The organism is Solwaraspora sp. WMMB335 (assembly GCF_049179075.1).
GTDB lineage: Bacteria > Actinomycetota > Actinomycetes > Mycobacteriales > Micromonosporaceae > Micromonospora_E.
The window spans coordinates 5,609,679-5,635,991 of the sequence record NZ_JBMHMF010000001.1; the positions used below are offsets into that span (position 1 = coordinate 5,609,679).

Below are 26,313 nucleotides of genomic sequence, written 5' to 3' on the forward strand. Positions count from 1 at the left end.
GGGCAAAGTCCAGCACGGCATCGCCCAACCTGGCTTGAGTGATGATCTACTCAATCGCTTGGCGTGCGGCGCTCAGCGCGAAGCGCACTCGGTGGGGTGCCAGTGAGGCCTGCAACTCAGCCCGGCCGGTGACGCCGAGTTTGGTGTACGCGCGGTGCAGGTGGTTCTCCACGGTCCGTGCGGACAGGTGCAACCGGGTGGCGATCTGTTTGGTGGTTTCGCCGGCGGCGGCCGCCAGCGCCACCTCCTGCTCGCGTCCGGTCAGTCCGCCGACCGGCCCGCCCAGCCGTAGCGCCGGGGTGGTCACGGCCGGGCTGATCCGGTCCGGAGTGGTCAGATCCGGGGTGGTCACGGCGGCGGTCGTCGGCGGTTCGCACCGGGCCAGCTCGCGGTCAGCGAGCAGCCGGGCCACGGCCGCCGTCCGACCGTCCCCGGCCGCGGCGCCGCTGGCCGCCGCGAGCATCGCCGCCTCGGCCGCGTGCAGCGGCATGTGGTACGTGGCGAAGTCCCGGGCGATGCGCAACGACTCCGACGCGTCACGGGTGGCGACGGCGGTCGCGTAGTCGACCACGATCCGGCCCAGCGTCCAGCCCGCCGGCGGCGGGTAGGCGTCGAGGAGCCGCGCGGCGGCCCTGGGAGCACCCAGGCGTACCAGGTCGAGAGCTCCCAGCGTGCCGGCGCCGACCGCTCCGGTCTCGCCGTGCCGGGTCACCTCCTGCGCCAACGCGCGTAGCCCACGCTCGGTGTCGCCGGTGAGCGTGGCGAACCAGGCTCGGCCCCGGGCGACCTCGATGTCGAACAGACGTACGGCACCCGGCCCGCCCGGGTGCCGGTCCAGGTCGGCAACCGCCCGTCTGGCCGATGCCAGATCGCCGACCTGGGCGGCGCCCTGCAGCCGCAGCCCGGCCGCCCAGCGGCGTACACCACGCAACTCGACGTCACCGGCGACCAGGTACGCCTCGTTCGCCCACCGCAGTGCCGTGGACGGCTGTCCCCGAAGCAGAGCGATCTTGGCGAGGAAGAAGGCGGCGAGCGCCTGGGCGACCCGGTCCGGCGGCTGCAGACTGGCCTGGTAGGTCGACTCGGCGGCGGCTAGCGCACCGGCGACGTCGGGCAGGTCGATCAGCAACGACGCGACCGCGGCCGGGAACCCGTCCGACTGCACCTGGCTCGGCCCGGCGTGCCGGTGCGTGACCGGCACGACGTCCGCCAGCAGCAGTTCGGCTTCGGCGAACCGCCCGGCGAGCAGCAGTCCACAGCTGGCCGCGCCGGCGGCGGCCAGCCGCAGGTCGGCGGGGCCGGAGGAGTGGAACAGCGCCAGCGCCGGTGCCACCACGGAGCAGTCGAGTCGGTACGCCCGCAGGTAGAGCCGGACCGCGTCGAGTTGCTCGCGCCAGCCGGGATCGGTCACCGCGACGGCGTCGAGGGCGGCGAACCCGCCTGTCACGTCGTCGGCACCGTGCACCAGAATCGCCGCCTGCTGGATCGCGACCTGCGCCCGCTCGGCATCGTCCACAGCGGACTGACCGAGCGTGGCACAGAACCGGATCGCCTCGTCGAGCCGGCCACACTGGAACAGCGCCCGTACCGCGGCCAACCCGGCGGCGACCCCGCCACCCGCCTCGTACGCCCGCTGGGCCAGCCGCGCGGACAGCTCGTACTCCCGGACGAACGACGCTTCCTCGGCAGCGGCCAGCATCAGGCAGATGTCGATGTCACCACCGCCGTCGAGCCGCCACAACGCGACCCGCATCACGTCTTCGCCGCGTCGCGCGCCCAGCGCCGCGACCGCGTCGGCCAGTCGGCGGCTGTGCCGTAGCCGGGCCAGCTCCGGAGTGCCGGCCCGCAACAGTTCCGCGTACAGCGGATGGCTGAGTTGGACCAGCGCGCGCCGGCCTGCCGTGACGACGGCGATCAGCCCACGCCTTTCCAGTGTCTCCAGGGTCTGCGCGTCGATGGCGGCGAGCGCGGCGGGCAACGGCAGCGGCTGACCCAGGGCGAGTAGTTCCAGGGCGTCGCGCTCGGCTGGATCGGTTGCGGTCAGCCGGCTGCCCAGCAACTCAGTGAGGCGCGGTGCCGCGTCCAGCGGGCCGGTCAACCGCCAGATGCCGCTCGGGCGGTCGATGAGCCCGGCCTCCCGGACCGACGCCAGCAACTCGCGCAGCAGCAGCGGGTTGCCGGCCGCCGCGTCCCGCAGCCGGCGCAGCGTCCGACCCTCCACCGGCCCGCCGAGCATGGCCACCACCAGCGCCTCGGTCAGTGCCGGGCCGAGCGGGGCGAGGTCGATCCGGTGTACGCCGGTGTCCTTCCACAGTGCCGTCACCGTCTCCGGTGCCGGTTCATCGGTACGCATCGTGGCCAGTACCGGCACCGTGCCGTCGGCCACCAACTGGTGTACGACGGCGGCGGAGACGTCGTCGAGCAGATGTGCGTCGTCGATCAGCAGGACGTTCCGTGTCCGGCCGAGCGCCGCCTGGAGTCCGAGTAGCGCACGCTGCATCACAGACGTGGGCGAGTGCGCCGGTGCCGACGGCGGTGGCGGTGCCGACGGCAGTGGCGGGAGAAGGCCGGCGAGCGCGGCCAGGGGCAGATTGATGCCCGAGCCGGAAGTGCGGGCCCGCAGCAGTCGCCAGCCAGCCGCTGCCAGCCCGGCTGCGGCCTCTTTCAACAGCCGGGTCTTGCCGACCCCGGCTGGCCCGCCGATCAGTACGCCGTGGCACCGTTCGGCTGCTCCTCCCAGCGCCGCCCGCACGGCTTGGAGCTCGGCCCGCCGCCCGACCAGCGGTGGCTCACCGACGGCCTTGTCACTCATGTGATCAGGTTCGCAGGTGGCGGCCACCCATGGCATCCGTCGGTCGTCAAAGCGACGGGGGGTATGGCGGAGTGTCCATTTTCGTGGCAAGGGTGGGCCAGGAGTTCAAGGGTGGGCCCGGAGTTCACAGCGGCGGACATGGGGCTCGCCTACGAATCGATAGTCGAGCGATCCTCGCGACTCGTGACGCGGGTCCTGCTCGGGAGTCGGTTACGAGGCTGGGCGTTCTTGACGTTTTCTCGGGCACGGTCGACGGTGTGCCAGGTGTAGGCCATCCCGAAAGCGAGCACCATCGTCACAAGGACCGTGAACCAGATCATGATCTCCAGGAATTCGCTGCCGGTCGCCAGGCCGGTCGCGATTGCGCCGGAGCCGACGACGCCAGCGCTGACGCTGAGAGCGAGGAACGCGAGCGGGCCCTGGACTCGGTCGATGGTCCGGACCCCTACCGATACCTGCAGCGTGTCGAGCACGTCGAGGGCGAAATCCATCGAGTTCTCGACCTGCTTACGACTGATCCGAGCGTCGTTGGGTGCATTTCCGCCGGGTTCGCTCCGCAGGTCGACTGCCCTAGCTGCCTTGTGCTGCGCTGCCAACGATCTTCTCCCTGCTGATCCACTGGGCCGCTGACATCGGCCAGCGTCGGGCTGGGTGACGCCTCTGATGACCAACATGCTCACAACAACGGTAGCAACAACTGCATAAAACTCATATGCGTGGATGTGCGTACGCCTGCATGCTGACGGGCACTAGTGGGCGTTGGTAAGCAGTCGCGTCGTCGGTTCTGTTCGGAGCCGCAGCCGGTCAGCCGCGTCGGGGTGACCACGCCGGCTGCGCCGGCTGTGTGTTGCATCACAGGCGAGGCTCTTGGCGGGTCTGCTCCTGACCGAACATGCCATCCGGTATCGGCCGATTGGGTGATGCCCTTAGGTACTCTCGTCAGCTTGACGTCTGATGGTTCGAGAGCCAGCATTGATGCATGCATCAAGGTGCCACATCGCAGATAGTCAGCTGCTACCGTGGCTGGCACCGGTTTGGAGATCAACTTTACCCATGCGTGGCCTGGCCTGATGATCTCTGCCCGGTCGAGCGACTGTCACGCATACGGTCGATGTGAGTCGACGCGGCGAAGGTCAGCAAAGTGGGTGCAGGCTGATGGGTTGCCGCTTTGGAGGAGAGCACTTGTCATGAGCCCTGGTGTGAACCGTGCCGCTGCGGTCGGGGAAGGCGCCGGCATTTCGCTGGCCAACAATTCGCCGACCGGATCGCCCGCAGTGCCCGGGCCGCCGCCGTCGTCAGCCGCTTCCGGAGGTGCCGGCGGGCTGGTCAGGGTGACGGTCAACCTTACGCCCCGGTCTGCCGACGCGCTGGACAAACTCAGCGCCGAGACGGGCCAGTCCAAGACCGACGTGATCAACCGCGCGCTGCAGGTCTACCAGGTCGTCGAGGAACTGCTCGATCGCGGCGGCGGTAGCATCCTTGTCCGCCATCCCAACGGGGAGCAGGAGCGGATCTACATCATCTAGCGCCGGTGGTCACGGGCGTCCGAGCGCTGTCCGCGGCTGATCCGGCCTATCGAGGTGCCGTTCGACGTGGATGTTCGCCCGGCCACTGGGCTGCTCGTCGTCGGTGAGGTCGACGTCTTCGGGTGATTCGAGAATTGTCGACCGCTGCTTCGCCCGTGGCGGCAGGATATCAGCCTCGGCGGATGGCTTCTCGTCGGAGAGATCGATCCGGCGACCCGCTTCCGGCATGATCATCCTTTTCGCTGGCCGAGCATCGGAGCAACGAGTCTGCCAGAAATGATCCGGCTGGCCACTGCACCATTCGGTGACTCCTGCGAGACGATCAGTCAGCCACTCCCCACCGGACTGTCTTCATTCGACACTCTGGTGCGACGACGCCGCAGCCAGGGTTTCGCGGCGGGCCCGGCGAATCAAGGATGCCGTCGTTTCCGTCCAGCGGCGCCACGCGCGACCATTCCAAGATCGCCGGAGTCGTCAGGGGTGGGTGGGAGGGGGATCGAAGAGGAGGCGGATCACGGGGGCGGCGGCGGAGGGCGCGTCGTCGAGATCCGGCCCGAGCGCGCCGGCCAGCCACAGCGTCGCGAACCCATGCACGATGGACCACGCGGCGAGCCGTGCGTTGTCCCGGTCGCCCGGGGGCACTCGGGCGTCGTCGAGGCTGGTCCGCAGCGCTTGGCCGGCCCGCTGCCGGGCGGACACCGCCTCCGGTGCGTCGAAGTGGAACAGGCTCGGCTGGAACATCACTTCGAAGTGCGCCCGGTGCCGCACGGCGAACCGCACGTACGCCTGCCCGGCGGCCAGAATGTCGCCGCCGGCCCGGTCCAGTTCGTCGGCGAGCAACTCCAGGCCTTCGACGGCGATCGCGGTGAGCAGACCGGTCTTGTCGCCAAAATGGTGCGCCGGAGCGGCGTGCGATACGCCGACCCGGCGGGCCAGGTCGCGCAGGCTCAGCGCCGCCGGCCCGGACTCGGTGATCGCCTGGGCGGCGGCGGCGAGCAGCGCTCGGCGCAGGTCCCCGTGATGGTACGGCTGCTGCCGCATCGCACCTCCTGAGCATCTTGTCGTTGACAAGATGCTACCCGGTCACGATATCTTGTCAGTGGAAAGATGGTGGTGCGCGTGAGCGCGGAACGACGCGGCACGAGGAGAGGGCTATGGGCACGGCGGAAAGGGTGCTGACCGTCATCGCGCTGGTCAGCGTCCCGACGGTGATGGTCGGCGGCTATTCGCTGATGCGGCTGGTGACCACCCGCAAACTGAACGATTTCCAGCTGGCGGTGTTCCGGGCCGGACACGCGCACGCCGGTGTGCTGCTGGTGCTCACCTTGGCCGCGCTCGGTATTGCCGGGCGGGCCGACCTGCCCGAGCCACACATCTGGACGATCGGTGCGCTGCTCGCGACCGGCACGATCAGCCAGTCCGGCGGCTTCTTCCTGCACGCCGGGATCGGTACGCCCGGGAAGTGGTCCGCCGGCAACACGGTGACCGTGCTCGGTGCGGGGATGCTCGCGGTGGCCCTGTTGGCGCTCGCCTACGGTGTCGCGACCAGCTGATCCGGTGTGACGCCGGATCAGCGGTGGTCAGCGGGTCGTAAGACTTTCGCAAGAGATCAACTAGAGCATCGTCGCTGCTCCCGCCCGTACGCTGAGCCACGTGTGGAAACGACTCCTTGCCAATCCGTTGAGTTGGGTACTCGCTGTCGTCGTCGCTGCGGGGATGGCGTTCGGTGCCTACTGGTTCCAGCCGTGGAAGCTGTTCACCGACACCGTGGTCGACGAGGCGCTGCCGCAGGTGCAGGTCGCCGGTACGCCGACACCGGACGCCAGTGCCGCGGTCGAGCAGTCCCCGGCCGCTGGCGAGGACGGCGCTGTCGCCAGCGAGGATGGCGCCGCCGCCGAGCAGGCCAGCCCGTCGCCGGCCGGCAACCAGCTGCTGGCGTCCGGCCAGTTCGTCACCCACGAGCACGAAACCACCGGCTCGGCCGAGCTCGTCCAGCTCGCGGACGGTCGACGGCAGCTCGTACTGCGGGATTTCGCCACCTCGAACGGCCCTGACCTGCGGGTCTGGCTCACCGATCAACCGGTGATCGAGGGCAACGCTGGTTGGCACGTGTTCGACGACGGCGCCTGGATCGAGTTGGACCGGCTCAAGGGCAACCGGGGCGACCAGGTCTACGACATTCCGGCGGCGGCCGACCTGGCCGAGCTGACCAGCGTCTCGATCTGGTGCAAGCGGTTCTCGGTCTCGTTCGGGGCCGCCGAGCTGGCCGCCTGACCATGACAGCGCCGCCAGCCGCTGGACCGGTCCCCCAGGTGCTCGTCGTCGACGACGATCCCACTGTGTCCGATGTGGTACGCCGGTACCTGGAGCGGGCCGGCTGCCAGGTCACCCAGGCCGGCGACGGGCTCGCCGCGCTGGCCGCGGTCGGCCACCGTCGGCCCGATCTGGTGGTGCTGGACCTGATGCTGCCCGGTCTGGACGGGCTGGAGGTGTGCCGACGGCTGCAGCAGCAGGCCAGCGGCGTACCGGTGATCATGCTGACCGCGCTCGGCGAGGAGGCCGACCGGGTGCTCGGCCTGCAACTGGGTGCCGACGACTACGTCACCAAGCCGTTCTCCCCGCGGGAGCTCGTGCTGCGGGTGCAGTCGGTGCTGCGCCGGGCGGGTGCGGTCGCCGGGCCGGCCAGCGGCGAGCCGGCGGTCGTCCGCGACGGTGACCTCACCCTCGACACCCGCCGGCGGGCGGCCCGGCTCGGCGGCACCGACCTGGCGCTGACCACCCGCGAATTCGACCTGCTGCTCTACCTGGTCCGCCATCCGGCGCGGGCGTTCCGCCGCGAGGAGCTGCTCGCCGAGGTGTGGGGCTGGAACTTCGGGGACCAGTCCACCGTGACCGTTCACGTCCGCCGGCTCCGGGAGAAGATCGAGCCGGATCCCGCCCGGCCGCAGCGGATCGTGACCGTGTGGGGCGTGGGCTACCGCTACGAACCGGAGCCGGTCGATGCTTGACCTGCCGTCCGGCGACGTCGTCGCGGTTCTCGCCGTCGGACTCGGCGCGTCGCTGCTGGTCGGTGTGCCGGGGGCGATCACGGTGCGGATGCTGCGTCGGCACAGCATCGTCGTGCACATCACCGTCCTGCTGACCGTCACCGTGCTGGCGGTGCTGGCCGGTGTCGTCGGTGCGGCCCAGGCGATGTTCCTGTCGGCCCACGACCGTGACGTCGTGCTGCTGGTCGTCGCCGGCTCCGGCGTGGCCAGCCTGGCCATCGGCTGGTGGCTAGGAGCCGGGCTGGCCCGTGAGGCGGTCTGGGCCGACCAGTTGCGTCAGCGCGAACGCCAGGCCGAGGCCAACCGGCGGGAACTCGTCGCGTGGGTGTCGCACGACCTGCGGACACCGCTGGCCGGGCTGCGGGCGATGGCCGAGGCGCTGGAAGACGGCGTGGTGGCGGACCGGGTCACCACGGCGGACTACCACCGCCGGATCCGCGTCGAGGCCGACCGGATGGCCCAACTCGTCGACGACCTGTTCGAGCTGTCCCGGATCAACGCCGGGGCCCTGCGGCTGTCGCTGCGTCGGGTGCCGTTGTCGGAGGTCGTCTCCGACGCGCTCGCCTCGGCCGAGCCGCTGGCCCGGGCCCGGGGCATCCGGCTGGTCGCCGCCGAGCATGGCTGGCCGACGGTCACCGCCAGCGAGCCCGAACTCGCCAGGGTCGTCGGCAACCTGCTGCGAAACGCCATCAGGTTCACCCCGTACGACGGTGTGGTGCAGGTCAGCGCCGGTCGAGACGGTTCCGCGGCCTGGCTGGCAGTGGCCGACACGTGCGGCGGTATCCCGGAGGAAGACCTGCCGAGGGTGTTCGATGTGGCCTTCCGTGGTGAGCCGGCCCGCAGCCCGCACGCCGGGCGGACGGTCGAGCCGGCGACCGGCGGGGGGCTGGGCCTGGCGATCGTCCGTGGTCTGGTCGAGGCCCACGGCGGCCGGGTGGAGGTGGCCAACGCGGGAGCCGGCTGCCGGTTCCTGGTCCATCTGCCGGCCGCCGCCACCTGAGCCGGCGGCCGGGGTCAGTCGGCCGACGATCCACCGGGGTCAGCCGACCGGCAGGTCACGGCGACGCAGTCCGAGCAGGCCGGCGGCAGCGAGAGCGACGGCCAGCGCCAGCAGCCAGAGCATCGGGACGACCGACACCTGGCCACCGGGCAGGCTCGGCAGGTGGCTGAACGGCGAGACATCCAGCAGCACCCGCGGTAGCTGCAGGATCGCGCCGAACAGGCTGAGCAGTGCGGCCACCGCCAACACCGCCCAGGCCGTGTCCGCCAGCCGCGGTGCCAGCCCGACCAGGGCGACCGCGATCGCCGCCAGCAGCCAGACCGCCGGCAGTTGGGCAAGGACGGCGGCCAGCAACCGGAGCACGTGCCCGCCGATGTCGCCGCCGCCGCCGGCTCCGTGCGCCAGCGCCATCGCCAGCCCGGCGCTGGCGAGCACCACCACCGGTCCGCCCAGGGTGAACGCCAGGTGGCTGGTCGCCCAGCGCAGCCGGGGCACCGCCGTGGCCAGCAGTGACTCGGCCCGCAGGCTGGTCTCCTCGGTCCGCAACCGCAGCGCGGCGGCGATCGCGTAACCGGTGGCGCCCATCCCGAACAGCCCGACGATCGTGGCCAGGAACAGGTCGGTCAGGCCGGTGGCACCGCCGAGCCGGGCGAACAGGTCGCGTAGCGCCGGATTGTCGACGAGCATCTCGACGGCACCGCCGGCCGCCGCGCCGAGCACCGCGCCGGCGACGGCGAAGCCGACGGTCCAGCCGGCCAACTGCCCCCGGTGCAGTCGCCAGGCCAGGGCGAGTGCGCTGCGCAGGCCGGGAGCGCCGGCTGCCGGGCCGCGCCCGGCGGCCAGCAGCCCGGCACCGAGGTCGCGCCGGCCGCAGAGGACGACCGCCGCGGCGACCAGCGTGGCCGCCGCGGCGATCGACGGCCCGAGCACCCACCAGCGTTCATCGGCGTACGGCCGCAGCCGCATCGCCCAGCCGACCGGTGACGACCAGCTGAGCCAACCCAGCCGGCCACCGGTGTGGCTGCTGAGATCCCCGCTGATCCGAGCCAGCACGGCCGCGCCGAGCACGGCGGCGGCGAGCCCACGGGCTGCCCCGGCACCCGTGGTGAGCTGGGCGGCGACCGCACCGACCGCGGCGAAGACCCAGCCGCAGGCGGCGAACTGCAGGCCGAGGGCGAACGATCCGGCGACCGGCAGCCCGAGGGCCGTCAGACCGACACCGACGAGTACGGCGAGCAGCAGATTCGCGGCGCAGGCGACAACGAGCGCGGCGGCCAGCGCGGCGTACCGCCCGATCGGGGCGGCGCCGAGCAGTTCCCGCCGGCCGGCCTCCTCCTCGGTACGGGTGTGCCGGATCACGGTGAGCAGGCTGACCAGCGCGACGATCACCGTGGCGATGCTGATCCGCCAGGCGACCAGACCGCCGATGTCCGCGCTGTGCACCGGGCCGTAGAGGGCGACCAGTGCGGCGTTGCCGTTGCTGGTCCGCGCGAACGCGGACCGCTCGGCGGCGCCGGGGTGAAGGGCCGGGAACGTGGCGGCGAAGTTCGCCGGCATGGCCGCCAGCCAGACGATCCACAGCGGCAGGACGACACGGTCACGACGCAGGATCAGCCGGATCAGGTGGCCGGTGCCGGCGACCGCGTTCACCACCGTGCCTCGTCGCGGTAGTGCCGCAGGAAGAGTTCCTCCAGCGTGGGGGGTTGGCTGACCAGCCCACGGACGTCCATGGCGGCGAGTCGGCGCAGCGCCTCGGGTAGGGCGGCCGGCTCGACTTCGAACCGTAGCCGCTGGCCGTGCACGTCGAGCCCGTGCACGCCGCCGAGGCCGACCAGGTCGTCGAGGCCGGCCGGGGGCTCGGACAACTCGGCGGTGATCGTGGTGCGGGCGAGCCGGCGCAGCTCGGCGAGGGTGCCGTCGGCGACCGTACGGCCTTCGCGGACGATGGTCACCTGGTGGCACAGCGCCTCGACCTCGGCGAGGATATGGCTGGACAGCAGTACGGTGCGGCCCTGCGCGCTCGCCTCGGCGACACACTCGCGGAACACCTCCTCCAGCAACGGATCCAGGCCGGCGGTCGGCTCGTCGAGCAGCAGCAGTTCCACGTCCGCGGCGAGCGCGGCGATCAACGCCACCTTCTGCCGGTTGCCCTTGGAGTAGGTGCGGCACTTCTTGCCCGGGTCGAGGTCGAACCGCTGCAGCAGGTCGGTCCGGCGGCGCTGGTCGAGCCCGCGGTGCAGCCCGCCGCGCAGCCGGCCGAGCAGGTCGATCACCTCCCCGCCGGTGAGGTTCGGCCACAGATTCACGTCGCCGGGCACGTACGCGAGGCGGCGGTGCAGCGCCACCGATTCGCGCCACGGGTCGCCACCGAGTAGCCGGGTCCGTCCGCCGTCGGCGCGGACCAGTCCGAGAAGCACCCGGATGGTGGTGGTCTTGCCGGCGCCGTTGGGGCCGAGGAAGCCGTGCACGGTGCCGGCGGCCACGGTCAGGTCGAGTCCGTCCAGGACGGTCGTGTCGCCATACCGTTTGGTCAAGCCGCGCACGCTGATCGCTGTTTCCACTTCTAAAAAGCTACGTTGCGTTCGCAAATTGGTCAACAGACTATCGGCCCGGATGAAGCTGCATTCAGGAACACAGTACGCATGACGTTGCAATGGCGATTGCAACCGAACGCAACGAGGGATAGCATCGGTTGCAATGACTTGGATCTGAACGCTACCGGGCATGGGAGGTGGGCGATGCCGGGTGGACGGCTGAGCTATCGGGACCGGCAGCACATCGCGCAAGCGCTGGCCGGCGGTACTGGTTACGCCGAGATCGCCCGCCAGCTCGGCCGGCCGACGTCGACGATCAGCCGGGAGGTCGGCCGCAACGGAGGTCCGGGCGGCTACCGCGCCGATGCCGCCCATCGCGCCACCGGCCAGCGGGCCCGCCGGGCCGGGCCCGTGGTGCGTCCCGTGCCCGACCACACCAGCCGGTACGACCGGGATCCGGCCGCGGTGCGCGAGTTCGAGACGTACTTCGCCGGCATCATGATCCAGTCGGGCTTCCCTCGGATGATGGCGCGGGTCCTGGTCAGCCTCTTCGTCAGCGACACCAGGGCACTGACCGCGGGTGAGCTCGTGGCCCGGCTCAACGTCAGCGCCGCGTCGGTGTCCAAAGCGGTCGCCTTCCTCGAACGTCTCGGCTTCGTCACCCGCCAGCGGGTGCCCGGCCAGCGCCGCGACCGCTACGTGGTGGACGAGGACGTCTGGCATCGCGCTTGGTCGATGCGCGCACGCGCGTTCGGCAGCTGGGCCGCGGCGGCTTCCCGAGGCGCCGAGGTTTTCGGGCCGGAGACACCAGCCGGTGAGCGGCTGCGGCTGATGGCCGACTTCTTCGATCTGGTCCGCCGTGACGTCGAGCAGGTCACCGTGCACTGGCAGGAGTTCCTCGACGCCCGCCGTCAACCCGCAGGCACCCGCCCGTCGGTCGGCGGTGGTTAAGCTGGCACGATGATCCGCCGGCGGACGACGGCGCTGACCAGCGCCGTCGCCGCGGCGCTGGTCCTGCTCGGCTGCGGCGCAGCGGATCCAGGACCGGACCCGGGAACCGATCCGGGGTCCGGCGAGCCTGGCCGGGGCACCATGGACGCGGCGTACCAGGTGCTGGTCTTCTCCCGCACCGCCGGGTTCCGGCACGACTCGATCCCGGCCGGAATCGCGGCCGTCCGTGACCTCGGCGCCGCGCACGGGTTCGCCGTCGACGCCACCGAGGACCCGGCCGCCTTCACCCCGGCCAACCTGCGCCGGTACGCCGCCGTGGTCTTCCTCAACACCACCGGTGACGTGCTCGACGACGCCGGTCAGGCCGCGTTCGAGGGGTACATCCGCGACGGTGGCGGGTTCGTCGGGGTGCACGCCGCCGCCGACACCGAGTACGACTGGCCGTTCTACGCCGAGCTGCTCGGCGCGTACTTCGCCGGCCACCCGCCGGTGCAGCCGGCCACGGTCGAGGTGCTCGACCGGGCGCACCCGGCCACCGCGCACCTGCCGGCCGAGTGGGCCCGCACCGACGAGTGGTACGACTACCGGACCCGCCCGTCCGACGCCAAGGTGCTGGCCACCCTGGACACCGGCAGCTACACCGGCGGCGGCATGGCCCCGCCGCACCCGCACGCGTGGTGCCGCGGCGACGTCGGCGGCCGGGTCTTCTACACCGGCGGCGGGCACACCAGCGAGGCGTACGCCGAACCGGCGTTCCGTGCCCACCTGCTCGGCGGCATCCGCTACGCGGCCGGCCGGCACCATGCCGACTGCCGGCCGGAGACCGGCTACCTGACCCTCTACGACGGATCCGTCCGAGGCTGGACGCAGGCCGGGCCGGGCGGTTTCCGATCCGAGGACGGCACGCTGACCTCGCACGGTGGGTTGGGGCTGCTGCGGTACGCGGACCGACCGTTCACCGCGTACTCGCTGAAGCTCGACTGGCGGGTGACGGGTGACTCGAACTCCGGGGTCTTCGTCGGCGTACCCGCCTCGGACGACCCCTCAGCGGCGGTGCGCCACGGGTACGAGGTCCAGATCGACGCCTCGGACGTGCCGGAGCGCACCACCGGCGCCGTCTACGGGGTCCGGGGCGCCGACCTCGCCGCCCGCGACGGTGCGCTCAACCCGCCGGGGCAGTGGAACACCTTCGAACTGCTGGTCGATCCGGGTCGGCTGCGGGTCTATCTCAACGGCGTACTGGTCAATGATCTGACCCCGACCGACCCGGACCGGTCCCTCGCCGGGCACATCGGGCTGCAGAACCACGGCGACGGCGACGAGGTGGCGTTCCGTAACGTCCGGATCCGGCCTCGGTCGGACGGCCAGCGCTGAACTGCCAGTTGGCCACCCGGTGCACCGGCCGGAAGGCCGATCAGTGCGCTGGCAGTCGAGGTGCTGCCGGAGGTCCGCTCCGGCCGGACGTCCACCGGAATACTTCCGGAAGCTTGCGTGTCCCAGCTGGGGCTGCTTGCCCACAGATCGAATCCGCATCGCCGATCGACCTGACGGCTCAACTTCTCCTGCCAAGCGCTGAGCAGGTTGAACGCGCTTGTTCGAGGAACTCGGCACCGGGTACGACGTTTCCGCAATGTTTCCGAAACTTCTTGACAGACTGACGGTCGCCCAATACCGTCGGTCCAACGACAGATCTCGACACTTGTCGATGTAATCCCTCGCGACACGTCGGCCGGTCGCGCAGGCGACCGACCCCGCCCACCCCACGCCGTACGACGCCGATCTCCGGCGGCGGTCACCGTCCACCGACGACCGTCGGGTCGTACCGCACCGCTGGCCCGCGCCAGCCGTCACAAGGAGGAACACCTACATGAACGACATCCCCGTCCGACCGAGAAGGCGCGGCCGTATGCGGCTGCTTCTCGGTGCCACCTGCGCCGCGGCGTTGGTCGTCAGCGGCATGGTGATCGCCCCCAACGCGTACGCCGAGGCTGACCGCACCCTCACCCAGAACACGACCGGCACACACAACGGGTACTACTTCTCGTTCTGGAAGGACAGCGGCAACGCCAGCATGACGCTGCGCGCCGACGGCCGGTACTCCAGCCAATGGGGTGGCGGCACCAACAACTGGGTCGGCGGCAAGGGCTGGGCCACCGGCACCCGGCGGACCATCAGCTACTCGGGCAGCTACAACCCGAACGGCAACAGCTACCTCGCGCTGTACGGGTGGACGCGCAACCCGCTCATCGAGTACTACGTCGTCGAGAACTTCGGCACCTACAACCCGAGCAGCGGTGCCACCCGGATGGGCTCGGTCACCACCGATGGCAGCACCTACGACATCTACCGCAGCCAGCGGGTCAACGCGCCGTCGATCGACGGCACCGCTACGTTCTACCAGTACTGGAGTGTCCGCCAGCAGAAGCGCACCGGCGGCACCATCACCACCGCCAACCACTTCGACGCGTGGGCGCGCTCCGGGCTGAACCTCGGGTCCAACCACAGCTACCAGGTGCTGGCCACCGAGGGCTACCAGAGCAGCGGCAGCTCCGACATCACCGTCTGGGAAGGCGGCGGTGGCAACCCCGGCAACCCGGGTAACCCCGGGAACCCCGGTGACCCGGGCCAGAGCAACTGCACCGCGGTGCTGTCGGCCGGCACCCAGTTCGGTGACCGGTTCAACCTCAACGTCGCGGTCCAGAACGTCAGCAGCTGGACCGTCACCCTCAGTCTGGGCGGCGGCCAGAGCCTGCAGAACAGCTGGAACGCCTCGGTCAGCGGTACGACCGGCAACATCACCGCCAGACCGAACGGCAGCGGCAACACCTTCGGCGTGACGATCATGGCCAACGGCAACTGGACCTGGCCGACGGTGACCTGCCGAACACCCTGACCCGACCAGCCAACCGCGAAGGTGAAGTTCGCGGGCGGGCCGTCCCTGCCCGGGGCCGGCCCGCCCGACGTCCCTATCGCAGCGAACTCAGCAGTCTGCGCCACTGCGCGTGGCGGAATACCAGAGTGGCGCTGCGGCTCTTGGAGTCGCGGACGTAAACGAGGTGTTCGTCGTGCGCGACCTCGATGCAACCATCGCCTCCACTGCGCGTGCTCGTCCGCCAGTTGCATGGTCGCCGTGTGCCTGCCACGATGTCTCCCGCCCTGTCGTGACGATCAACCGCGTTGCGCGGAAGTCAATCGCACATCACGATACGAGTAACCCGATGCGCTGAACCGTTCGGCGTCGAGCAATCAAAGTATAGGCAGCCGCGTATATGGGTGCCATCTCGTGTAGCGAGATCAAATCGCGGTTGGTGCTTGATCTGCGAGACATGTCCCGCTTTCTGGCGAGTCATGTCCTGCTTCGCGGGGGCGCAGAATGCTAGCATCGACCCCGCTCGGCCGCGCTCGACAACATCTGTGGCTGAGGGCCGAACACCGGATCTTGGCACCGGGGCGAGGAGGATGCGCCAGTGGTGAAAGATCACCCACGGGACGGGTCGCCTGCTGAAGCAGGCCCGCCAGCCCGCTCCCCGGCGGAAGGCACCGGAGGGCCGGCGAACCTCAAACTACTGGCGTACGCCGTCGTCGCCGCTCCGTTGGTCGTGGGCCTGGCCGCCGCCGCTGGCTTTGCCGCCCGGCTTGTCGACGGACAGGCTGGCTGGCTGGCGCAGGTAGCTGTCGCGTGTGTGCTCGTTGTCGTCGCTGGCGCGGTGGTCCGCCGCCTCGCTACTCGCGCCCCGCGTGGTGGTCCGCCCCGCTAGCCGCCCGGCGACCAGCCGACTCGCGATCGGCCAGATCCGAGCGGTTGTGTAGATCGCCATGACGGCGACAGCGGTTTGTGCCCAGCGCCATGGGTCCAGTTGCAGATAGAGCACCACGGTCAACAAGCTCGCCATTGGCGTTGCGGTCAGCGCAAGCAGATGCCAGGGAATGTTGCGTCGGAGCGCCACCTGCGCATCCCGGGCTGCGGACCACAACGCCGAGCCGGCTCGCGAATTCAGGCGCAAGCGGGGAACGACGGACGGATCCCTGCGCTCATCCGCGTGACGTGAGGACGTCATCCCGCGTTCCCCTTTACAAACCACGTTGCGCCGAGGCGCAACTAGCTGTCAGCTGTCGGTGTCGGCCGCTGAGCGCGCCCCATGTCCGCGATGAGCTCATCCATGACCCCGTTCAATCGGGCCTTTGGCGTGGCCAGGTCCTCTATCTGGAAGAACTTCTCGACGTAGACTGCGGCGTCTTCGCCGCTGAGCGCCTGAGCGCTCGGTGACTCCAGGTAGACCAGGTCGTCGTCGGCCGGGTCCGGGAAGTCCAGAATCGCGAACGGGCCCTGCATCCCGGGGTGTTCGCCGGCCTCGAACCGGACGATCTGGATGTGCAGGTTCGGTAGTTCGTTCAGCCTCTTGAGCTTCTCGAGCTGCCGTACCATCACCCCGCTCTTGCCGACCACCCGGCGTACGGCGGCCTCGTCCATGAGGCAGAAGATTTCCGGGGGATCCTCCCGGGAGAGCAACTCCTGGCGTTCCATCCGAGCCTGGAGGATCCGCTCGATGTCGCGGTCGGACCGCGACGGCGGGGAGTAGGCACGGATGATCGCCCGGGCGTACTCCTCCGTCTGTAGGAGTCCGGGGATGAGCAGGGGTTCGAACTGCCGGATCCGTGATGCGGAGCTTTCGTAACCGAGGTAGAGAAGCAGGGCCGGGCTCAGCACGTCCCGGTACGACGACCAGGTCTGGTGCTTGGCGATCCGGGCCATCTCGATGAGCTGGTCGACGTGCTCGGGGTCGGTGACCTCGTAGTGCGCGAGTAGGGCGCGCAGGTCGCTCACCGCGATGCTTGACTCGCCGGTCTCGATCCGAATCAGCTTCGACGTCGACCAGTCGAGCTCCCTGGCCACGTCCTTCTGAGTCAACTGCCGTGACTGCCGGAAGTCGCGCAGCATGATCCGCAAGCGGCGACGTTGCACCTCGGGATCAGCATGTTTGATCATCGCGGGTACCCCTAAAGATCAACTAATATGAGATATAGCGTCATGCTACCTGTCCGTACTCTAGATTGCACCACACCACATGACGATCCGTCGTGTCAGCCAGGTGTCAGAGCGCAGGAGCTTAGCCAGAAAAGGGGACGAACTTCGCCATCAGGCATCGTGACACGACAGGTCTTCACCTGCGATTCAGTAATCTGAAACATCGCAGATCCACAGGTGCCGGGGTGCGACATTGTGCCGGATGGATGTCGATGGCTACCGTGGACCGTATGAGTCGGAACGATGGCGCGGTCGCTGACCGACCCGAGCAGGCGACGACCTGGGACCGAGACCGCCAGGTCGACCGGCGGACCGGGCGCAAACTCGTCGTGCTGGCCGCCGGTGGTGTGCTGGTCGGGCTGGCCATCACCCTGGCGACCGGGCGGGAGCAGCTGGTCGGTGCCTACCCGTGGAGCCGGACACTCCTGCTGCTCGCCGCCGTCGTCATCGCCGCCGGTGTGGGGGCGCTGATCACCCGTAGCATCACAGCGACCGGTCAAGCCACCGAGCAGGCCGAAGTCCGTCTCAGACAGGTGTCGACCACGCTCGACAGCGCGATGCGTCAGGCCGAGGAAACACCCCCGGCCGACGGCGACACCCTTGCCGTGCAAGCCCGGGTCGATGCCGTCAGCCGCCGGTTGGACAGCGTCAGCTCCGAACTTGCCGCGTTGCGGCACTCGGGCAACCGAACCGCGTGGGTCACCTTCTTCCTCGGCGCCCTGCTCGGTGTGATAACTCAGGTCACGCTCGGCTGATCCGCGACGGTGCGGTCAATCCCAGGACTCGCCGAGGGTCCGCAGGTGGTCGGCGTACTCGATGCGGTGCCGCCACGACGGTGGCCAGGCCGCCATTCCGTACGCCGCGCCGAGAAACGCCCCGGTCAGGCAGGCGATCGAGTCCGAGTCGCCGGACGTGGCCGCGCCCCGAGCCAGCGCCCGCACCGGATCGTCGGCGTGCCGAAGCGCACACAGCAGTGCGGTGGCCAGGGCCTCCTCCGCGACCCAACCTTCTCCCGTCACCCGGCAGGCGTCGTCGCCGTCGTCCGGCTCGGCGAGCGCCGCGTCGAGACGGTCGAGTACGTCCAGGCACTCCTGCCAGCCCCGGGTGATGAACCCGGCCGGGCTGGCCACGGCCGGCTGCTGCCACAGCGGGCCGAGCCAGTCTGCGCGGTAGATCTCCCGCTGCCGCCGACAGTGCTCGCGCAGCAGCCGCGGCAGCTGCGCCAACGCGGCGCCGTCGCGTAGCCGTCGCACTGCCACCGCGGTCAACTCGCTGGCGGCGAGCGCGGTCGGATGTCCATGGGTCAGCCCGGCCTGCAACTGGGCGACCCCGGCGAGGACGTCCTCGTCGTACCCTGCCACCAGGCCGACCGGCGCGACCCGCATGTTCGCCCCGCAGCCCTTCGAACCCGCCACGGTGGCCTGCTGCCAGGGCATCCCGGTCGACAGGTCGCCGCAGGCGCGCAGGCAGGTCATGCCGGGTGCCCGGTTGTTGTCCGGGCTGGCCGCCCAGGCCAGGAAGCGCTCGCGCAGCAGCGGCTCCAACACCTGGGGGGTCGGCGCCGCGGCGTCGCGCAGCGCCCAGCCGACCGCCAGCGTCATCTGCGTGTCGTCGGTCACCAGCGCCGGATCGCCGGCGAGCTCACCCGGACCGGCCGGGCCGTACCGCCGGCGGATCTCCGCGATCGTCATGAATTCTGTCGGACTGCCGAGCGCATCCCCGTACGCCAGTCCGAACAGGCACCCCGACGCCCGGTCGCTCACGATGTGCTCCACACGCTCACCGATGTCTCTTGCCGACCATCACGGATGATCCTGCCAGGTGCAGACGCAGGCCTCGTTGCCCTCGACGTCGGCGAGCACCCACCACGACGGTGCGAACTGGTCGGTCACCAGTGCCCCGCCGGCCGCGAGTGCCGCCGCGACCCGGTCCTGCGCCGAGTCGTGCGGGACCCAGACGTCCAGATGAAGCCGGTTGCGCTGCGGGCGAGGGGCGTCCATCGGCTGGAAGTACACCAGCGGGGCTCGGCCACGTGGGTCGATCAGATCCCCCGGACCGTCGCCACGGTCCTGATACCCGAGCACCGTGCGCCAGAACGGCAGCGTCTCGTCGGTGACGAGCGCGTCAATGGAGATCTGCACGTTCTGCAGGCCGGCCGGATCGGCCGGTAGGCCCAGCTCGCGGGCTGCCGCCGAGACCCGCTGGGCGACCTCCACGTGCCACCCGGCCAGCCCGTAGTAGCCGTCGCCAGCGACGATCAGCCGGACGGTGACGCCACCGGCGCGTACATCGACATCGGCGTGTCGACCGCCGGGGCCACCGGGGATCCGGCTGATCGCGTCCACGAGTGCGGCGCTGGAGGCGAACGAGTCGGAGCGGAAGTAGGCACAGGCGCCTTCGCCCACCACCCGCCAGTCCTCGACCCCGGTCGCCGCGTGGAACTGCCGAGGGGTGATCCGATCAGTCATGTCGGGACCGTAACAGCACACCCCGTCAGCGGCGTGGCTACCGCCTGACCAGCTCAGCGCAGCACGTGCGGGTACCGGATGGTCGCCGGACGCTATGACGACCTGGGCAAACTCGTGGCACACGGAATCGTCGGCGAAGACGCGGTGTACGCCAAGCTGGGACTGCGCCACTACCCGGCCAGCTAGTCCGACACACCTGGTCCGGAATGCGCGCCCCGGGCGCGACCGCCCTCCGGCCCGTCAGACCTGGGATCGTTTCACGCGATCCGAGTGGCCGAGACCGAGTTCCGGCGCGACCCGGTCGCGAACCAGGCGCTTCAACTCCGCGATGTCGGGGAAGCCGCGTTCTGCCCGCGACCAGATCGTCTCCGCGTCCAGCCTGATCTCGAAGATCCCGCCGGTGCCGGGCACGAGCGCCACCTCGCCGAGCTTCCGGTCGAAGGTGGTGAGCATCTCCTGCGCCGTCCACGCCGCACGCAGCAGCCAGCGACACTGGGTGCAGTACTCGATCTCCAACCGTGGTTGCCGTGTCGTCACGGCACCGAGTATGCCTGCCTCCGCCCCGCCCCTGCCCGTCCGCGACGATCTTGGATTTGTCGACCGACAAAGACGATATTTCTTCGCGACAACTCCAAGATCGTCGCGGACGGGCGCGGGGAGGGAGAGATGGTGGCGGAGGTCAGCCCTTGACGCAGACGACCTGGCGCAGGTGCGCGACCACCTCGACCAGGTCGGCCTGCTGGGCCAGGACCTGGTCGAGATCCTTGTACGCCGCTGGAATCTCGTCGATCACACCGGCGTCCTTGCGGCACTGCACCCCGGCGGTCTGCTCGGCCAGATCCGTCACGGTGAACGTCTTCTTGGCCATCGCCCGCGACATCCGGCGGCCGGCGCCGTGCGACGCTGAGCAGTACGCAGCCTCGTTGCCCAGCCCACGCACGATGTACGATCCGGTGCCCATCGAGCCGGGAATGACGCCCAGCTCCCCTCGCCCGGCCCGGATCGCGCCCTTGCGAGTCACCAGCAACGGCACTCCGTCGTAGCTCTCCTCGGCCACGTAGTTGTGGTGGCAGGAGATCGGCTCGTCGAACCGGGCCGCCGGCACCGCGCTCCGCAGTACCCCGCAGAGCAGCGCCATCATGATTGCCCGGTTGCGGGCCGCGTACTCCTGCGCCCAGGCCAGATCCCGCCGGTACGCCACCATCTCCGGCGTGCCGGCCAGAAACACGGCCAGGTCGCGGTCGGGCAGGCCGGCGTTGTGCGGCAGCCGGCGGGCCACCGCGATGTGCCGTTCGGCCAGTTCCTTGCCGATGTTGCGGGAGCCGGAGTGCAGCATCAGCCAGACCCGGCCCGCGTCCGCACCACCCTGCTCGACACAGACCTCGATGAAGTGGTTGCCGCCGCCGAGAGTGCCGAGCTGGCGGGCCGCCCGCGACTCGAGCGCGGCGACGCCGTCGTGCAGGCCGGCGAAGCCGGACCAGAACCGGTCCCAGCCGGCGGTCGCCAGCCCGGGTACCCGGCGCGGCTGGACCGGGTCGGCGTGCGCCTGGAAACCGACCGGGATGGCGGCCTCGATCGCGGTACGCAGCGCACCGAGGTCGTCCGGCAACTGCGTGTCGGTCAGGTTGGTCCGTACCGCCGACATGCCGCAGCCGATGTCGACCCCCACCGCAGCCGGTGCCAGCGCCTGTCGCATCGCGATCACCGAGCCGACGGTGGCGCCCTTGCCGTAGTGCACGTCCGGCATCACCGCGACACCCTGCACCCACGGCAGCGCGCCGATGTTGCGCAGTTGCCGGGTCGCTTCCGGCTCGATGCCCCACGGGTCGGTCCAGACCTTGACCGGGGCGCGGGTGCCGGGCAGCAGGGCATGACTCATCAGAGACTCCAGAGCTGGGCAGGGGTGCACCGCTACGCGGATCGAGCCGTCGGTGGGCGCCGAACCGCTGCGAGGTGCCCGCCGTGGCGTTCACGGTAGGGCGGGCGGGTCGTCGTCAGCAATCAGTTTCCGGGCCTGCTCGTCCTGCCGCGCCGTACCCGTGCGGTGCGCCGCGACCACCCTGGACGGTGCCGTCCTCGGTCGGATCGGTGGTGGTACCGGCCGGGGTCGGGTCTGCGGCGTGACGGCGTTCGCGTCGACCGCGGGCCAGCTCGGTGGCGAGTGCGTCGAGCCGCTGGGTCCAGAAGTGCCGGTACCGGGCGAGCCATTCGTCGACTTCGCGCAACGGCGCGGCGTCGACGGCGTAGAGCCGGCGGGTGCCGGCCGCCCGTACGCTGGCGAACCCGTTGTCCCGCAACACGCGTAGGTGTTGCGAGACGGCCGGCTGCGAGATGCCGAACTCGGCCTGCACCACCGCGCCGATCTCGCCGGCCGACCGCTCGCCGTCGGCGAGTAGTTCGAGGATGCGCCGGCGGACCGGGTCGCCGAGGACATCGAAAGCGTGCATCGGAGTATTGTATACATTCTTACTTATATAAGTAAGGGGGCAATAATACTGATCAGCCGAGCCCACCGGCGGCGATCAGGTTCTGCCCGGTCACCCACCTGCCGTCCGGACCGGCGAGGAAGGCGACCACGGCGGCGATGTCCTCGGCCGTACCGAGCCGGCCGAGCGCGGTCAGCGCCGGTACCTGGGCCAGCACCTGCGGGCTGTTGGCACCGCGGAGCAGGTCGGTGTCGGTCGCACCGGGCGAGACCGCGTTGACCGTGATGCCGCGCCCGCCGAGTTCCTTCGACGCCGAGCGGGTGAACTGCTCGACGGCTGCCTTGCTGCCAGCGTACGCCGCCACCCCGGGCGCGGCAGCGGCTGTGTTCAGCGTCGAAATGTTGATGATCCGGCCGCCGTCGCGCATCTGCCGTGCGGCGTGCGCGATCGCGAAGAACACGCTCTTGGTGTTGACCGCCATCAGCCGGTCGTACTCCTGTTCCGACATCTCGGCGATCGGCGTGGCCGCCGCGAGGCCGGCGTTGTTGACCAGGATGTCCAACCCGTCGAGTTTGTCGGCGACGACCGCGAAGACGTTGTCGAGTTCGGCGGTCGCCGAGACGTCGGCGCGCAGCGCCATGGCCGCACCGTTCGACGCCCGTACCACCTCCGTCGCGGCCGCCTCGTCGGTGTGGTACGTGAACAGTACGGTCGCGCCGTCGGCCACCAGACGCCGGACGATCGCCCGGCCGATACCTCGGGATCCCCCGGTCACCACCGCGCCGAGTCCGGCCAACGGTCCCATGTCGCCTCCTTGGTCAGCCGCGAAGATGGTAGTGGGCGTCCGGCCTACTGGCGCTCAAGCGGCATCCTGGAACCTCAAGCGGCATCCTGGAACCTGTTGCCCGTCGGTCGCCTCACCAACGGACCTCGCCACGATCAGCTCACGATCGCGTTACGCCCGTAAGGAGAAGACTGAATGTCCGTATCGTCACCGTCCGGTCCTGCTTTCCCTGGCAACTTCCTGTGGGGTACGGCGACAGCCGCGTACCAGGTGGAAGGTGCCGCTGCCGCCGGCGGCCGGACGCCTTCGATCTGGGACACCTTCTCGCACACTCCTGGACTGGTGACCAACGGTGACACCGGCGACGTGGCGTGTGACCACTACCACCGGCTGGAGGAGGATCTGGACATGCTCGCCGAGCTCGGTGTCGGGGCGTACCGTTTCTCGATCTCCTGGTCTCGGGTGCTTCCGAACGGCGGCACCCAGCTCAACCCGAAGGGCGTCGACTTCTACTCGGCGCTGGTCGACGGGTTGCGTGGGCGGGGCATCGCCCCGGTCGCCACGCTCTATCACTGGGACCTGCCGCAGGAGCTGGAGGACGCCGGTGGTTGGCCGCACCGCGACACCGCCGAGCGGTTCGCCGAGTACGCCGGGCGGCTGGGCGGGGCGCTCGGCGACCGGGTGCACACCTGGATCACCCTGAACGAGCCGTGGTGTTCGGCGTACCTGGGCTACGGATCCGGGGTGCACGCCCCGGCCCGCACCGAGCCGGCCGCCGCGCTGGCCGCTGTACACCATCTCAACCTCGGTCACGGCCTGGCGGTACGGGCGCTGCGGGCCAGCGTCGATCCGGCCGCCCGGGTCGGTGTGACGCTCAATCTGCATCACGTGCGCGGGGTGTCCGACGCTGACACCGACGCGGTGCGCCGCATCGACGCGCTGGCCAACCGGGCGTTCCTCGGCCCGATGCTGGCGGGGGCGTACCCACCGGACCTGATCGAGGACACCGCGTCGGTGACCGACTGGTCGTTCGTGCGTGACGGGGACACCGCCGCCGCGCAGGCACCGCTGGACCTGCTCGGGGTGAACTACTACAACCCGGTGCTGGTCCGGCAGTGGGACGGTGCGTCCCCCCGGTCGACAGCCGACGGGCACGCCGACGGGGCGGCGTCGCCGTGGATCGCCGCTGGTGACGTGGAGTTCGTGCGCCAGCCCGGCCCGTACACGCAGATGGGCTGGAACATCGACGAGACCGGACTGACCGAGTTGCTGTTGCGGCTGCACCGGGACTATCCGGGTCTGCCGATGATGATCACCGAGAACGGGGCGGCGTTCGACGACGTGGTCGACGCCGACGGACGGATCCGGGACGAGGCGCGCATCGACTACCTGCGCCGGCATCTCGGCGCGGTCGCCGAGGCGGTCGGGGGCGGGGCGGATGTGCGGGGCTACTTCGTGTGGTCGCTGATGGACAACTTCGAGTGGGCGCACGGTTATGGGAAGACGTTCGGCATCGTGCACGTCGACCGGGAGACGATGCGTCGGACCTGGAAGGAGAGCGCGCATTGGTACCGCGGGGTGGTGGCGGCGAACGCGCTGCCGGCGACGGGCTGACGCGCGGTCGTGCGTGTTGGCCAGCGGCTGCTCTGCGGTTGCTGCGGTCGGTGTGAGTCGGTCTGGTCCGGCTGACCGGAAGTTGCCTTAGTCTGGTTCACCTATCGCCTCAGTAAAACCTATCGAGAAGCTAGACAATATCGGGCCTGCTCCGGCACCCTCAGGAGATGGACTGGGTGTTGGTGCTGGCGGGCTGCGGCATCGGGATCGTCGTAGGGCTCACCGGGATGGGCGGTGGAGCGCTGATGACCCCGATGCTGGTGATCTTCTTCGGTATCCCGCCACTCGCTGCGGTCTCCAGCGACCTGGTGGTCAGCGCGGTCATGAAGCCGGTCGGCGGGCTGGTGCACATCCGGCGACGGACCGTGCACTGGTCACTGGTCGGGTGGCTCTGCCTGGGCAGCGTGCCGTGCGCGTTCGGCGGCGTACTGCTGCTGCGTGCGCTCGGCGACGGCGAGAGCCTGCAACACGGCATCAAGCTGGCTCTTGGTGTCGCCCTGCTGCTGGCCGCCACCGGCCTGGTGTTCCGCACCTACACCCGGATGGCCGAGCACGCCGCCCGTCGCCGGGCCTACGTCGCCGCCGCTGCGCCGGGACAGGCTGGTCCGCAGGCCGGCTCCGGCTCGCAGGCCGGCTCCGACCCGGGCGAGGCCCCGCTACGGGCCCGGGCACTGCCCACCGTGCTGATCGGCGCGGCCGGCGGGTTGATCGTCGGCATGACCAGCGTCGGGTCCGGTTCACTGATCATTATCGCGTTGCTGATGCTCTACCCGCTGCTGCGCCCGGCGTATCTGGTCGGCACCGATCTGGTGCAGGCGGTGCCGCTGGTGATCGCGGCCGCCCTGGGTCATCTGCTGTTCGGTGACTTCCGACTCGACCTGACCGCGTCCCTGCTGCTCGGCGCGGTGCCCGGGGCGTTCATCGGCGCGCAGTTCTCCTCCCGCGCACCGGGTGGGCTGGTCCGGCGGGCGCTGACCCTGGTGTTGCTGGCCAGCGCACTGAAACTGCTCGGTGTGCCGGACATCCCATTGCTGGCGGCGCTGGCTGTGATGGTGGTCGCCGGCCCGCTCGGCTGGATGGCCGCGCGCCGCCGGCACGGACTGCCCGCGCTGGCTCGTACCGAGCTGAGATCGACGGTACCGGGCGAGGCGCCGCAACGGGAACCGGTCGCCTCCGGCCGGCCCGGGTGACCGGGCCGGCGCGGTTCACCGTTGCGGCGGCCAAGCGGCTGCGGCTGCTAGTCGACACCGACGCCGCAAACGAGGCCGATGACCAGTACGCCATCGTGCACGCGCTGCTCACCCCCAGATTCGAGGTCCGCGGCCTGATCGGCGTACATTTCGGTGTCCGTGACGGCCCCGACACCGCCGCGGCCAGCGCGGCCGAGATCCACCGGCTGCTCGACCTGATGCGGCTGCCCGATTCGCCACCGGTCGCCGTCGGCGCCAGCCGGGCGGTGAACGCCGGCCCCGGTGGCGACGCCGGCCACGGTGCCCCTGCCGGGGTGGACCTGATCGTCGCCGAGGCCATGCGCGACGATCCACTGCCGTTGTTCGCCGTCTTCCTCGGCCCCCTCACCGACCTGGCCCTGGCACTGCGGGCCGAGCCGCGGATCGCCGAACGGCTCACCGCCGTGTGGATCGGCGGCGGGCCGTACCCGCACGGCGGCGGCGAATTCAACCTCGGCAACGACGTCGCCGCCGCCAACGAGGTGTTCGACTCCGCCGTCGAGCTGTGGCAGATCCCCAGCCCCGTGTACGGCATGGTCCGGGTCGGTCTGAGCGAGCTCGCGGTCCGGGTCGCACCGCACGGGGCGGTGGGCGGGTACCTGTTCCGGCAACTCGTCGAGCTCAACGACCGGCTCGGCGCCAACCCGGGCTGGCCGGCCGGGGAGTCCTGGGTGCTCGGTGACTCGCCCGCGGTCGGTGTCTTGCTCGACGAGCAGTGGATGGACCATGAACGGGTGCCGGCGCCGGCCATCCGGCCGGACCTGCGCTACCGGCCGCGACCGGACAATCCACGTACGATCCGGTGCTACCGCAGCGTCGACGCCCGGTTCATCCTGGAGGACCTGTACGCAAAGCTCGTCCTCGCGTACGGCTGAAGACCTTCGTTAAGGTCGACC

27 protein-coding genes are annotated in these 26,313 nt (G+C 70.3%); 12 read left to right on the forward strand and 15 right to left on the reverse strand.

Annotated elements, in window-relative coordinates; genetic code table 11:
• Positions 1–46: 46 nt before the first annotated feature.
• Together ACN27F_RS24490 and ACN27F_RS24495 are read right to left on the reverse strand one after the other, a co-directional pair.
• Positions 47–2,812, reverse strand: a complete 2,766-nt coding sequence (locus tag ACN27F_RS24490; protein WP_421437336.1) for an AAA family ATPase — start codon at positions 2,810–2,812, stop codon at positions 47–49.
• A 149-nt stretch (positions 2,813–2,961) separates the two neighbouring features.
• On the reverse strand, positions 2,962–3,408 hold the full coding sequence (locus tag ACN27F_RS24495) for a hypothetical protein (protein WP_421437338.1): 447 nt from the start codon (positions 3,406–3,408) through the stop codon (positions 2,962–2,964).
• 591 nt (positions 3,409–3,999) lie between these two features.
• Here ACN27F_RS24495 and ACN27F_RS24500 point away from each other — a divergent pair.
• Positions 4,000–4,338 carry a ribbon-helix-helix protein, CopG family gene (locus ACN27F_RS24500; protein ID WP_421437340.1) on the forward strand — a complete coding sequence of 113 codons (339 nt, stop codon included), beginning with the start codon at positions 4,000–4,002 and terminating at the stop codon, positions 4,336–4,338.
• A 9-nt stretch (positions 4,339–4,347) separates the two neighbouring features.
• Here the strand turns inward: ACN27F_RS24500 and ACN27F_RS24505 are convergent, their stop codons facing one another.
• Positions 4,348–4,566, reverse strand: a complete 219-nt coding sequence (locus ACN27F_RS24505) for a hypothetical protein (RefSeq protein WP_421437342.1) — start codon at positions 4,564–4,566, stop codon at positions 4,348–4,350.
• Between the two features lie 246 nt (positions 4,567–4,812).
• Positions 4,813–5,379 carry a TetR/AcrR family transcriptional regulator gene (locus ACN27F_RS24510; RefSeq protein WP_421437344.1) on the reverse strand — a complete coding sequence of 189 codons (567 nt, stop codon included), beginning with the start codon at positions 5,377–5,379 and terminating at the stop codon, positions 4,813–4,815.
• Between the two features lie 113 nt (positions 5,380–5,492).
• Here ACN27F_RS24510 and ACN27F_RS24515 point away from each other — a divergent pair, with 113 nt between their 5' ends.
• The 4 genes from ACN27F_RS24515 (at position 5,493) to ACN27F_RS24530 (ending at position 8,385) form a co-directional block, all read left to right on the forward strand.
• Positions 5,493–5,891, forward strand: coding sequence for a hypothetical protein (locus ACN27F_RS24515; RefSeq protein ID WP_421437345.1), 399 nt, complete (start codon positions 5,493–5,495; stop codon positions 5,889–5,891).
• A 100-nt stretch (positions 5,892–5,991) separates the two neighbouring features.
• Complete coding sequence (locus tag ACN27F_RS24520) at positions 5,992–6,612, forward strand: DM13 domain-containing protein (protein ID WP_421437347.1); 621 nt, start codon at positions 5,992–5,994, stop codon at positions 6,610–6,612.
• 2 nt (positions 6,613–6,614) lie between these two features.
• Positions 6,615–7,346 carry a response regulator transcription factor gene (locus tag ACN27F_RS24525; RefSeq protein ID WP_421437348.1) on the forward strand — a complete coding sequence of 244 codons (732 nt, stop codon included), beginning with the start codon at positions 6,615–6,617 and terminating at the stop codon, positions 7,344–7,346.
• Complete coding sequence (locus ACN27F_RS24530) at positions 7,339–8,385, forward strand: sensor histidine kinase (RefSeq protein WP_421437350.1); 1,047 nt, start codon at positions 7,339–7,341, stop codon at positions 8,383–8,385. Before ACN27F_RS24525 ends, ACN27F_RS24530 begins: the two co-directional genes overlap by 8 nt.
• A 39-nt stretch (positions 8,386–8,424) precedes the next feature.
• On the opposite strand, the gene ACN27F_RS24535 is transcribed toward ACN27F_RS24530, so the two are convergent.
• On the reverse strand, positions 8,425–10,038 hold the full coding sequence (locus tag ACN27F_RS24535) for an ABC transporter permease (protein WP_421437351.1): 1,614 nt from the start codon (positions 10,036–10,038) through the stop codon (positions 8,425–8,427).
• Positions 10,032–10,946, reverse strand: a complete 915-nt coding sequence (locus tag ACN27F_RS24540) for an ATP-binding cassette domain-containing protein (protein ID WP_421437353.1) — start codon at positions 10,944–10,946, stop codon at positions 10,032–10,034. Before ACN27F_RS24540 ends, ACN27F_RS24535 begins: the two co-directional genes overlap by 7 nt.
• 177 nt (positions 10,947–11,123) lie before the next feature.
• On the opposite strand from ACN27F_RS24540, the gene ACN27F_RS24545 reads away from it, so the two are divergent.
• The 3 genes from ACN27F_RS24545 (at position 11,124) to ACN27F_RS24555 (ending at position 14,763) form a co-directional block, all read left to right on the forward strand.
• Complete coding sequence (locus ACN27F_RS24545; protein ID WP_421437355.1) at positions 11,124–11,870, forward strand: helix-turn-helix domain-containing protein; 747 nt, start codon at positions 11,124–11,126, stop codon at positions 11,868–11,870.
• Positions 11,871–11,879: 9 nt separating this feature from the next.
• Positions 11,880–13,244 carry a ThuA domain-containing protein gene (locus ACN27F_RS24550; protein WP_421437357.1) on the forward strand — a complete coding sequence of 455 codons (1,365 nt, stop codon included), beginning with the start codon at positions 11,880–11,882 and terminating at the stop codon, positions 13,242–13,244.
• Between the two features lie 532 nt (positions 13,245–13,776).
• Positions 13,777–14,763 (forward strand): glycoside hydrolase family 11 protein, encoded by a 987-nt coding sequence (locus tag ACN27F_RS24555; RefSeq protein WP_421437359.1) that lies wholly within the window; start codon positions 13,777–13,779, stop codon positions 14,761–14,763.
• Positions 14,764–14,836: 73 nt separating this feature from the next.
• On the opposite strand, the gene ACN27F_RS24560 is transcribed toward ACN27F_RS24555, so the two are convergent.
• The 3 genes from ACN27F_RS24560 to ACN27F_RS24570 form a co-directional block, all read right to left on the reverse strand.
• On the reverse strand, positions 14,837–15,013 hold the full coding sequence (locus ACN27F_RS24560) for a DUF397 domain-containing protein (RefSeq protein ID WP_421437361.1): 177 nt from the start codon (positions 15,011–15,013) through the stop codon (positions 14,837–14,839).
• Between the two features lie 420 nt (positions 15,014–15,433).
• Complete coding sequence (locus ACN27F_RS24565) at positions 15,434–15,817, reverse strand: hypothetical protein (protein ID WP_421437362.1); 384 nt, start codon at positions 15,815–15,817, stop codon at positions 15,434–15,436.
• Positions 15,818–15,969: 152 nt separating this feature from the next.
• On the reverse strand, positions 15,970–16,857 hold the full coding sequence (locus tag ACN27F_RS24570; RefSeq protein ID WP_421437364.1) for a helix-turn-helix domain-containing protein: 888 nt from the start codon (positions 16,855–16,857) through the stop codon (positions 15,970–15,972).
• A 269-nt stretch (positions 16,858–17,126) separates the two neighbouring features.
• On the opposite strand from ACN27F_RS24570, the gene ACN27F_RS24575 reads away from it, so the two are divergent.
• Positions 17,127–17,651, forward strand: a complete 525-nt coding sequence (locus ACN27F_RS24575; RefSeq protein ID WP_421437365.1) for a hypothetical protein — start codon at positions 17,127–17,129, stop codon at positions 17,649–17,651.
• A 15-nt stretch (positions 17,652–17,666) separates the two neighbouring features.
• Here ACN27F_RS24575 and ACN27F_RS24580 read toward each other — a convergent pair whose 3' ends face one another.
• The 6 genes from ACN27F_RS24580 to ACN27F_RS24605 all read right to left on the reverse strand — a co-directional run bounded on the left by ACN27F_RS24580 (position 17,667) and on the right by ACN27F_RS24605 (position 22,595).
• Complete coding sequence (locus ACN27F_RS24580; protein WP_421440421.1) at positions 17,667–18,662, reverse strand: ADP-ribosylglycohydrolase family protein; 996 nt, start codon at positions 18,660–18,662, stop codon at positions 17,667–17,669.
• 36 nt (positions 18,663–18,698) lie between these two features.
• Positions 18,699–19,364 (reverse strand): VOC family protein, encoded by a 666-nt coding sequence (locus ACN27F_RS24585; RefSeq protein ID WP_421437367.1) that lies wholly within the window; start codon positions 19,362–19,364, stop codon positions 18,699–18,701.
• A gap of 240 nt (positions 19,365–19,604) precedes the next feature.
• Positions 19,605–19,901 carry a SelT/SelW/SelH family protein gene (locus tag ACN27F_RS24590; RefSeq protein ID WP_421437369.1) on the reverse strand — a complete coding sequence of 99 codons (297 nt, stop codon included), beginning with the start codon at positions 19,899–19,901 and terminating at the stop codon, positions 19,605–19,607.
• Positions 19,902–20,043: 142 nt separating this feature from the next.
• Positions 20,044–21,243, reverse strand: a complete 1,200-nt coding sequence (locus ACN27F_RS24595) for an RtcB family protein (protein ID WP_421437371.1) — start codon at positions 21,241–21,243, stop codon at positions 20,044–20,046.
• A 115-nt stretch (positions 21,244–21,358) separates the two neighbouring features.
• Positions 21,359–21,811 (reverse strand): ArsR/SmtB family transcription factor, encoded by a 453-nt coding sequence (locus tag ACN27F_RS24600; RefSeq protein ID WP_421437372.1) that lies wholly within the window; start codon positions 21,809–21,811, stop codon positions 21,359–21,361.
• A 52-nt stretch (positions 21,812–21,863) separates the two neighbouring features.
• Positions 21,864–22,595, reverse strand: coding sequence for an SDR family oxidoreductase (locus ACN27F_RS24605; protein ID WP_421437374.1), 732 nt, complete (start codon positions 22,593–22,595; stop codon positions 21,864–21,866).
• Positions 22,596–22,769: 174 nt separating this feature from the next.
• On the opposite strand from ACN27F_RS24605, the gene ACN27F_RS24610 reads away from it, so the two are divergent.
• The 3 genes from ACN27F_RS24610 to ACN27F_RS24620 all read left to right on the forward strand — a co-directional run bounded on the left by ACN27F_RS24610 (position 22,770) and on the right by ACN27F_RS24620 (position 26,292).
• A complete protein-coding gene (locus ACN27F_RS24610) occupies positions 22,770–24,188 on the forward strand; it encodes a GH1 family beta-glucosidase (protein WP_421437375.1) in 1,419 nt (472 codons plus the stop codon).
• 167 nt (positions 24,189–24,355) lie between these two features.
• A complete protein-coding gene (locus tag ACN27F_RS24615; RefSeq protein ID WP_421437377.1) occupies positions 24,356–25,378 on the forward strand; it encodes a sulfite exporter TauE/SafE family protein in 1,023 nt (340 codons plus the stop codon).
• Positions 25,375–26,292, forward strand: a complete 918-nt coding sequence (locus ACN27F_RS24620; protein WP_421437379.1) for a nucleoside hydrolase — start codon at positions 25,375–25,377, stop codon at positions 26,290–26,292. Before ACN27F_RS24615 ends, ACN27F_RS24620 begins: the two co-directional genes overlap by 4 nt.
• The last annotated feature ends 21 nt before the right edge of the window (positions 26,293–26,313 follow it).

Bases quoted from the DNA above. Each gene is read 5' to 3' on its own strand.
- ACN27F_RS24525 (WP_421437348.1), top strand. From the start codon at position 6,615: ATGACAGCGCCGCCAGCCGCTGGACCGGTCCCCCAGGTGCTCGTCGTC.
- ACN27F_RS24490 (WP_421437336.1), bottom strand. From the start codon at position 2,812: ATGAGTGACAAGGCCGTCGGTGAGCCACCGCTGGTCGGGCGGCGGGCC.
- ACN27F_RS24545 (WP_421437355.1), top strand. From the start codon at position 11,124: ATGCCGGGTGGACGGCTGAGCTATCGGGACCGGCAGCACATCGCGCAA.
- ACN27F_RS24550 (WP_421437357.1), top strand. From the start codon at position 11,880: ATGATCCGCCGGCGGACGACGGCGCTGACCAGCGCCGTCGCCGCGGCG.
- ACN27F_RS24600 (WP_421437372.1), bottom strand. From the start codon at position 21,811: ATGCACGCTTTCGATGTCCTCGGCGACCCGGTCCGCCGGCGCATCCTC.
- ACN27F_RS24570 (WP_421437364.1), bottom strand. From the start codon at position 16,857: ATGATCAAACATGCTGATCCCGAGGTGCAACGTCGCCGCTTGCGGATC.
- ACN27F_RS24585 (WP_421437367.1), bottom strand. From the start codon at position 19,364: ATGACTGATCGGATCACCCCTCGGCAGTTCCACGCGGCGACCGGGGTC.
- ACN27F_RS24605 (WP_421437374.1), bottom strand. From the start codon at position 22,595: ATGGGACCGTTGGCCGGACTCGGCGCGGTGGTGACCGGGGGATCCCGA.
- ACN27F_RS24530 (WP_421437350.1), top strand. From the start codon at position 7,339: ATGCTTGACCTGCCGTCCGGCGACGTCGTCGCGGTTCTCGCCGTCGGA.
- ACN27F_RS24615 (WP_421437377.1), top strand. From the start codon at position 24,356: ATGGACTGGGTGTTGGTGCTGGCGGGCTGCGGCATCGGGATCGTCGTA.
- ACN27F_RS24500 (WP_421437340.1), top strand. From the start codon at position 4,000: ATGAGCCCTGGTGTGAACCGTGCCGCTGCGGTCGGGGAAGGCGCCGGC.
- ACN27F_RS24595 (WP_421437371.1), bottom strand. From the start codon at position 21,243: ATGAGTCATGCCCTGCTGCCCGGCACCCGCGCCCCGGTCAAGGTCTGG.
- ACN27F_RS24555 (WP_421437359.1), top strand. From the start codon at position 13,777: ATGCGGCTGCTTCTCGGTGCCACCTGCGCCGCGGCGTTGGTCGTCAGC.
- ACN27F_RS24575 (WP_421437365.1), top strand. From the start codon at position 17,127: ATGAGTCGGAACGATGGCGCGGTCGCTGACCGACCCGAGCAGGCGACG.
- ACN27F_RS24510 (WP_421437344.1), bottom strand. From the start codon at position 5,379: ATGCGGCAGCAGCCGTACCATCACGGGGACCTGCGCCGAGCGCTGCTC.
- ACN27F_RS24515 (WP_421437345.1), top strand. From the start codon at position 5,493: ATGGGCACGGCGGAAAGGGTGCTGACCGTCATCGCGCTGGTCAGCGTC.
- ACN27F_RS24610 (WP_421437375.1), top strand. From the start codon at position 22,770: ATGTCCGTATCGTCACCGTCCGGTCCTGCTTTCCCTGGCAACTTCCTG.
- ACN27F_RS24505 (WP_421437342.1), bottom strand. From the start codon at position 4,566: ATGCCGGAAGCGGGTCGCCGGATCGATCTCTCCGACGAGAAGCCATCC.